The 7149-nt window shown below is 74.4% G+C and carries 7 protein-coding genes; 1 reads left to right on the forward strand and 6 read right to left on the reverse strand.

The window, feature by feature from the left end; genetic code table 11:
* Nucleotides 1–48 precede the first annotated feature (48 nt).
* Complete coding sequence (locus tag ACFRAV_RS05525; protein ID WP_382551850.1) at nucleotides 49–1281, forward strand: styrene monooxygenase/indole monooxygenase family protein; 1233 nt, start codon at nucleotides 49–51, stop codon at nucleotides 1279–1281.
* A gap of 74 nt (nucleotides 1282–1355) precedes the next feature.
* Here ACFRAV_RS05525 and ACFRAV_RS05530 read toward each other — a convergent pair whose 3' ends face one another.
* The 6 genes from ACFRAV_RS05530 to ACFRAV_RS05555 form a co-directional block, all read right to left on the reverse strand.
* Nucleotides 1356–2027, reverse strand: a complete 672-nt coding sequence (locus tag ACFRAV_RS05530) for a hypothetical protein (RefSeq protein WP_382551851.1) — start codon at nucleotides 2025–2027, stop codon at nucleotides 1356–1358.
* A 102-nt stretch (nucleotides 2028–2129) separates the two neighbouring features.
* Nucleotides 2130–2435, reverse strand: coding sequence for a hypothetical protein (locus ACFRAV_RS05535; protein ID WP_382551852.1), 306 nt, complete (start codon nucleotides 2433–2435; stop codon nucleotides 2130–2132).
* An 89-nt stretch (nucleotides 2436–2524) separates the two neighbouring features.
* Nucleotides 2525–3463: a diiron oxygenase gene (locus ACFRAV_RS05540; RefSeq protein ID WP_382551854.1), complete on the reverse strand. Its 939-nt coding sequence runs from the start codon at nucleotides 3461–3463 to the stop codon at nucleotides 2525–2527.
* Nucleotides 3464–3616: 153 nt separating this feature from the next.
* Nucleotides 3617–5068: a penicillin-binding transpeptidase domain-containing protein gene (locus ACFRAV_RS05545; RefSeq protein WP_382551856.1), complete on the reverse strand. Its 1452-nt coding sequence runs from the start codon at nucleotides 5066–5068 to the stop codon at nucleotides 3617–3619.
* On the reverse strand, nucleotides 5065–6549 hold the full coding sequence (locus tag ACFRAV_RS05550; RefSeq protein ID WP_382551857.1) for an FtsW/RodA/SpoVE family cell cycle protein: 1485 nt from the start codon (nucleotides 6547–6549) through the stop codon (nucleotides 5065–5067). The genes ACFRAV_RS05545 and ACFRAV_RS05550 overlap by 4 nt, the downstream gene beginning before the upstream one ends.
* Before the next feature lie 42 nt (nucleotides 6550–6591).
* Entirely contained in the window at nucleotides 6592–6957 is a 366-nt protein-coding gene (locus ACFRAV_RS05555) for an SH3 domain-containing protein (RefSeq protein WP_382551859.1), read from the reverse strand.
* Nucleotides 6958–7149: the final 192 nt, after the last annotated feature.

Below are 7149 nucleotides of genomic sequence, written 5' to 3' on the forward strand. Positions count from 1 at the left end.
CGAGCACCCGGGCGCGTCCCCCAGCGTCCCGAGTAGGAGACATCCCGCATGCGGAAGATACTCGTCGTCGGAGCCGGCCAGTCCGGTCTCCAGCTCGCCCTCGGCCTGCAGCAGCACGGGTACGAGGTCACCCTCATGTCCAACCGGACGGCGGACGAGATCCGCTCCGGCCGCGTCATGTCGACGCAGTGCATGTTCCACACCGCCCTCCAGCACGAGCGCGACCTCCAGCTGAACTTCTGGGAGTCCCAGGCGCCCCGGATCGAGGGTCTGGGCGTGTCGGTCGCCGGCCCGGAGTCGCAGCGCCTCATCGACTGGGTCGGCAAGCTGGACGGCCACGCCCAGTCCGTCGACCAGCGGGTCAAGATGGCCGGCTGGATGGAGACCTTCGCCCAGCGCGGCGGTCAGCTCGTCATCCACGGCGCCGCCGTCTCCGACCTGGACTACTTCTCCCGCACCTACGACCTGGTGCTGGTCTCGGCCGGCAAGGGCGAGCTCGTTTCCATGTTCCAGCGGGACCCCGAGCGCTCCCCGTTCACCGAGCCGCAGCGCGCGCTCGCCGTGTCGTACGTCCACGGTCTGGGCCCGCGCCCGGAGCACCCGGAGTTCGACGCGGTCCGCTGCAACCTGGTGCCGGGCGTCGGCGAGCTGTTCATCATGCCGACGTACACCCTCTCCGGACGCGCCGACATCCTCTTCTGGGAGGGCGTCCCCGGCGGCCCGCTGGACGTCTTCCAGGGCGTCAAGGACCCCTCCGAGCACCTCGCGCTCACCCTGGAGCTGATGGAGCGCTTCACGCCGTGGGAGTACGCGCGGGCCACCAACGTGGAGCTCACCGACGCGGGCGGCACCCTCTCCGGCCGTTACGCCCCGACGGTGCGCAACCCCATCGGCCGGCTGCCCGGCGGAGGTTCGGTGCTCGGCGTCGCCGACGTGGTGGTGGCCAACGACCCCATCACCGGCCAGGGCTCCAACTCCGCCTCCAAGTGCGCCGCGGCCTACCTGGCGTCCATCGTCGAGCACGGCGACAAGCCGTTCGACGAGGAATGGATGCAGGCCACCTTCGACCGCTACTGGGCCACCGCCCAGCACGTCACCAAGTGGACCAACGCCATGCTGACCCCGCCGCCGGAGCACGTCCTCAACCTGATCGGCGCCGCCGGGCAGCTCCAGCCGGTGGCCGACCGGATCGCCAACGGGTTCAACGACCCGGCGGACTTCGACAACTTCTGGTTCGACCCGGAGAAGACGGGCGCCTACCTGGCCTCCGTCAGCGGCTGACGCCCGGGCTCGCCGCACCACGACATGACCGCCGCCCGGCCCCGTGCCGGGCGGCGGCGCGTTTCCCGGGCGCCTCAGCCGCGGCCGGCTCCCGCGCGCCGCTCGTAGGCGGCCAGCGCCTTCAGCTGCGCGGGCGTCAGCGCGGCGAGCAGCTTCTCGATGCGGCCCAGTTTGTCGCGGACCCGCTGGTCGGCCCTCTTCCGCTGCGCGGCCAGCACCAGCTGCCGGTCCAGCGCGGCGCGTGCCCGCCGGGCCAGGTCACGCACCCGGTGCTCGCCGCCGGTGAGCCGTCCCACCGAGCGCGCGTGCGCGTCCGAGGCGCGGGCGACCAGCCGGCCCTCCTCCACCGCCGTCTGCGGGTCGCGGGCGAACAGCACCCGCAGGTAGGGCGAGAGGGCGCCCGCCGTGTTCCGGTACTGCGCCCGTGCGAACGCCCCGGCCGCCGCGCGGCTGTCGTCGAGGGAGAGCCGGGCGCGGGCCAGCTCGGCGTCCAGCCGGTCCACCCGGGCGCGCTGCCCGCGCAGCAGCACACCGGCGTCCTGGTAGTCCTCGGCCGCCTGCCCGGCCTGCCGGTGCAGGGTGCGCAGATCGGCGAGGAGCACGGCGACCGGCCGCTGCCGGGCCGCGGAGGGCGGCGCCGGATCGTCCTCGGCGGCGGCCGGGGCCACGGGGTTCAGGGCGCCGGCCGCGACCGCGGCGGCGCACAGCAGGCGGGGAACGCGCCCGAGCGACGGGCGTGCTGACATGAGGTCACCTCCGGCGCGGGGCGGGACTTCCGCTCCGCACCGGCAGGATGGGCGCGTGGGCCATCGTCCGCGCGCCGGGGGTCGGCGGGCGGCGCAACGAGGTCACCCGTCGGTGGAACCGGGCCCGTCCGGCCGCTTCGGGGGACGGCGGGACCAGGGCCACCGGGGGCGGCCCTCGTCGCCGGTCGCGTCGGGCACGAAGACGAACTTCCAGCCGACCGGCAGCCCCAGCCGGCGGCCGTGCCCGCGCGGCTCGCGCCGGTACACCAGGACGGTGGGCCGCCCGCCGTCCGGGTCGGGCACCGGGACCTTGTAGTACCGCGGGGGCTGCCCGGTCGCGCCCAGCAGGACGGGCAGCGTCCTGCCGTCCAGCGGGCCGCCCTCGAAGGGCGTCTCTTCACTCTTCACCCCACCAGTGTCGCGGGTGGGGAGAGCAGCGCCGGGCAGGGCCGCCCTGCGGCCCGGTGGGCGGGCGCGGCGGCCCTGCGGCGGTGGGCTCAGGCGAGCAGGCCGGAGGACTGCCAGAGCTTGCGGCCCACGCCGCGCAGCACGCCGATGTCGTCCAGGAAGTCGGTCAGCTTCTTCGCGCCGGTCTGCATCACGTCCCTGCGGTGGCCGCTGTTGCTGACCTCCTCCATCGCCTGCCGCTTGTCGAGGCCGACGTTGGTGTACACCTCCGGGTTGATGAAGGCGACCGAGAAGACCCGGGCGAACTCGCCGGAGGTGACCCGGGTGAACTCCCGCGACCAGCGCGGCGCGGTCACCATCTGGCGGCGCAGCTCCTCGCGGGCGTACCGGACGTGGCGCGCCTCCTCCACGACGTGGATCCGGGTGACGCCGCGGGTGAGGGTCTGGACCCGCTCGTCCGGGAAGGTCAGCCGCTGCATCCAGTCGAGGATCTCCTCGCCCAGCAGGGTGGCCGTGAAGGACCCCGGGGTGGTGGAGACGGTCTTGAAGAGCCGGCCCAGGTTCTGGTGGACGGGGCTGACCGGGTACTCCGGGCAGCCGGACCGCTGGATGAACCGGGCGAACATCTTCGAGTGCCGGCACTCGTCCTCGATCTCGGTGAGGGCGTACCGGACGTGGTTGCTGGTCGGGTTCTTGTCGTAGATGTGCCGGCAGAGCAACTGCATCAGGATGATCTCGAACCAGATGCCCAGCGAGCACAGGGCCGCCGCCTCGTGCCTGGAGAGCTCGATGCGCTGCTCCTCGCTCATCCGCTTCCACAGCGGGGTGCCGTACAGCGACACCAGCTCGGGCGGCCAGAACCACTTGCCCTCCTCGAAGGGCGCGTCCCAGTCCAGCTCCTTGTCCGGGTCGAACGAGTGCTTCGCCGACGAGTCGAGCAGCCGCTTGGCCACCTGCTCGCGGTCCTTGAGCAGACCCAGCGCGTCGCGCAGTCCGGCGAGCGTGTCGGCGTCCGTCACGGTCGTCATGGCTCTCCACCTCGTCGTGCGAGTGTTACCGTCGGGTACACCCCTTATGAGACTGCGCGTCAGCAAGCGCGTCAATCCCCCGAACGACACCGGTCACCAAATGTCCACGTCACCGAGGCGGGCCCAACTCGGCTCGACGGCAGTGGGGTTGGGTCAGGGTGCGGCGAGGACCGCCTGCATCACCGCGCGGGCGACGGGCGCCGCGACGTCGCCCCCGGTGATGTCGCCCCGGTCCGCCGCCGCGTCCTCGACCACCACCGCCACCGCGACCCGCGGCTCCAGTTCCCGCTCCGCCCGCGCCCAGGACACGAACCACGCGTACGGCGTCCCCGCGTTCCCCACCCCGTGCTGCGCGGTCCCCGTCTTGCCGCCCACCACCGCGCCCGGGATCGCCGCCTGGCCTCCCGTGCCGTCGGTGACGACCCCCGTCATCAGCTCCCGCAGCAGCCGCGCCGTCGCCGGCCGCACCACCTGCCGCAGCCCCCGCGGGCCGGCCCGGCCGATCGTCGTGCCCCGGTCGGTGGTGGTCCGCTCCACCAGGTAGGGGGCGCGCGTCATCCCGCCCCCGGCCACCACCGCCGCGACCCGCGCCATCTGCAGCGGCGTGGCGCGGGTGTTGTACTGCCCGATCGACGACAGCGCCAGCTGTGCCGGGTCGACCCGCGGGTCGAAGGTGGAGCGGGCCACCCCGAACGGGATCCGCAGCCCGTCGTCGTTGAATCCGAACGCCCGCGCCGTACGCGCCATCCGCTCCGCGCCCACCCGGACGCCGAGCCGCGCGAAGACCGTGTTGCAGGACCACTCGAAGGCCTGCCGCAGGGTGGCGCCGCCGCACTCGGCCCGTTCGTCGGCCAGCTCGGTGTCCGTGCCCGGCAGCCGGTACGGGCCGGGCACGCCCACCCGCTGGTCCAGGTCGCGCACCACCCGGGCCTCCAGCGCGGCCGCCGCGGTGACCACCTTGAAGGTGGAGCCCGGGGGATAGGTCTGCCGCACCGCCCGGTTGAGCATCGGCCGGCCCGGGTCCGCCAGCAGCCGGCGCCAGGCCCGCGCCGACGACGGCCCGTTGCCCGACAGGTCGGCCGGGTCGTAGGAGGGGGTGGAGACCATCGCCAGGATCCGCCCGGTGGCCGGCTCCAGCGCCACCACCGCGCCCTTGCGTCCGCCCAGCCCGTCGAACGCGGCCCGCTGCGCCTGTGGCTGCACGGTGGTGAGCACGTCGCCCGCGCTGCCGGCCGGGCCGCCCAGCAGCGGGAGCGCGGAGAGCAGGGGGTGGCGGCCGGTGAGGATGTCGTCCTCGGCGTGCTCCAGCAGGGTGGTGCCGTACGCCTGCGAGGCGAAGCCGGTGACGGGGGCGTACAACGGGCCGTCGGCGTACGTGCGTTCGTGCCGCAGCCGCCCTCCGGTGTCGACCGAGCCGGTCACCGGGCGGTCGCCGACCAGGATGTCGCCGCGCGGGTGGTGGTAGCGGTCGATGTCGGCCCGCCGGTTGGCCGGGTTGTGCTGGTACACCTCGCCCTCGAACAGCTGCACCCGCGTCGCGTTCACCAGCAGCGCGGCCAGCAGCAGCAGGCAGAACAGCCCGGCGTGGCGCACGGTCCGGGTCACGGCGCCCGCCGGCCTTCGGCGGATGAGGCCGAGGCCGCGGGGTCGCGTCCCGTGGCGCCCGCGTCCTCCGCGGTGTCCGTGTCCCTCGTGTGGCCGGCGGCGTCCGCGTTCCTCGTGTCGCCCGTCTCCTCGGCCTCCTCCGCGTCGCCCTCCTCCGCGTCGCCCGCCTCGTGCCGGGCCGCCGCGTCGCCGAGGCGGATCAGCAGGGCCACGATCACCCAGTTGGCGACCACCGAGGACCCGCCCTGCGCGAGGAACGGCATCGCCATCCCGGTCAGCGGGATGAGCCCGGTCACCCCGCCCGCGATCACGAACACCTGCACGGCGATCAGCGAGGCGAGCCCCACCGCCAGCAGCCGCCCGAACCGGTCCGGCGTCGACAGGGCGGCCCGGTAGCCCCGTTCCACCAGCAGCGCGTACAGCACGATGACGGCGCTCAGCCCGGCCAGGCCGAGCTCCTCGCCCGCCGTGGCCAGGATGAAGTCCGACTTGGCGGCGAAGCCGATCAGCACCGACTGCCCCTGGCCGAGCCCTTCCCCGAACAGCCCGCCCGCCGCGAAGGCGAAGAGGGACTGGGCGAGCTGTCCGGCGCCCAGCCCCGCCTCGACGGAGGCGAACGGGTCCAGCCAGTCGGCCACCCGCCCGCGCACGTGCGGCTCCATCCGCGCCACGGCCGTCGCGGCCGCCGACAGCAGCACCAGCCCCAGCGCGATCCAGCCGAGGCGGCCGGTGGCGACGTAGAGGAGGACCACGAACAGGGCGAAGAAGAGCAGCGACGTCCCCAGGTCCCGTTCCAGGACCAGGATGCCGACGCTCAGCAGCCAGACCGCCACCACCGGACCCCACGCCCGTCGTCCGGTCCCGGCGAGCGCCTCGCGGTGCGCGGCCAGGTGCCCGGCGAAGAACACCACCAGCAGCACCTTGGCGAACTCGGCCGGCTGCAGGGAGAAGCCGGCCATCCGGATCCAGATCCGGGCGCCGTTGACCGCGGGGAAGAACACCGGGAGCACCAGCAGCACCGTCGCGGCGATCCCGCAGGCCCGGGCGGCGGGCCGCAGCGTGCGGTGATCGCGCAGCAGCCACACCACGGCGATGAACAGCCCGACCCCCAGCGTCGACCACACCAGCTGCGCGGGCGCGGCCCGCTCACCGGGGGTCTCCAGGTCGAGGCGGTGGATCAGCACCAGGCCCAGGCCGTTGAGCAGCACGGCGATGGGCAGCGGCAGCGGGTCCGCGTGGGGCGCCCGCAGCCGCACCACGACGTGCGCGGCCAGGGCCAGCGCCCCGAGCCCGGCGCCGTGACGGACGGCGTCGGGCGGGACGTGACCGGTGCGGGCAAGGCCGACGGCGCAGTAGCCGCACACGGAGAGGAACACGGCGAGGACGATCAGCGCGAGCTCCGCGCCCCGGCGGCTGACGGGCGCCGCCGTGGCGGACGGGAGCCCGGCCGCCTTCCAGTCCCGCGTGGCCTGGGTGGTCATGGGTCGGAACGTAGCAAGCGTGGGCCGTGATGTCCCGTTATGTCAGTGCGTCGGACCGCACCAGCGGGGCGCGGGACCGATGTTGTCGATGTACCGGGCGGGGCCCCAGGCCCAGGTTCCGTCGGCGAGCAGGTACCACAGCGGGTTGCCGTCGACGGTCTCGCCGGGCGTCTTGCAGAAGATGTCGACCACCGCGCCCTGGGGGGCGAAGCCGATCACCTCGCTGCCGCGGGTGGGCGAGGTGTGCAGCTGGAGCCCGCCGCGGGCGGTGACGACGCCCTGGTAGAACCGCTCCTCCGGCGGGGTGGGGTGGCTCTGCCCGGCGACGGCGGGCGCGGCCCCGGCGCAGAGCAGGGCGATGGCGGCGGCGCCCATGGCGACGCGGGACAGGGAACGGCGCAGGGCCATGCTGACCTCCGGTGTGTCGGACCCGTTACGTGCTGCCACGCTAGGCACGCCGGGGTCCCCCCGGCGCGCCGTGCAGCGCCGTCCGGGTGCCGCAGCCGGTCTCCGAGGGCGCTGGGGTGGACCGGAACGGGGCGTCCGGGGGGTGTGCGGGGCCGGTGAGCCGCGGATTCACTGCCCTGGCAGTGAATCCGC

This window comes from Streptomyces sp. NPDC056600 (genome assembly GCF_042792855.1).
GTDB lineage: Bacteria > Actinomycetota > Actinomycetes > Streptomycetales > Streptomycetaceae > Streptomyces.

Bases quoted from the DNA above. Each gene is read 5' to 3' on its own strand.
- ACFRAV_RS05550 (WP_382551857.1), bottom strand. From the start codon at position 6,549: ATGACCACCCAGGCCACGCGGGACTGGAAGGCGGCCGGGCTCCCGTCC.
- ACFRAV_RS05555 (WP_382551859.1), bottom strand. From the start codon at position 6,957: ATGGCCCTGCGCCGTTCCCTGTCCCGCGTCGCCATGGGCGCCGCCGCC.
- ACFRAV_RS05540 (WP_382551854.1), bottom strand. From the start codon at position 3,463: ATGACGACCGTGACGGACGCCGACACGCTCGCCGGACTGCGCGACGCG.
- ACFRAV_RS05530 (WP_382551851.1), bottom strand. From the start codon at position 2,027: ATGTCAGCACGCCCGTCGCTCGGGCGCGTTCCCCGCCTGCTGTGCGCC.
- ACFRAV_RS05525 (WP_382551850.1), top strand. From the start codon at position 49: ATGCGGAAGATACTCGTCGTCGGAGCCGGCCAGTCCGGTCTCCAGCTC.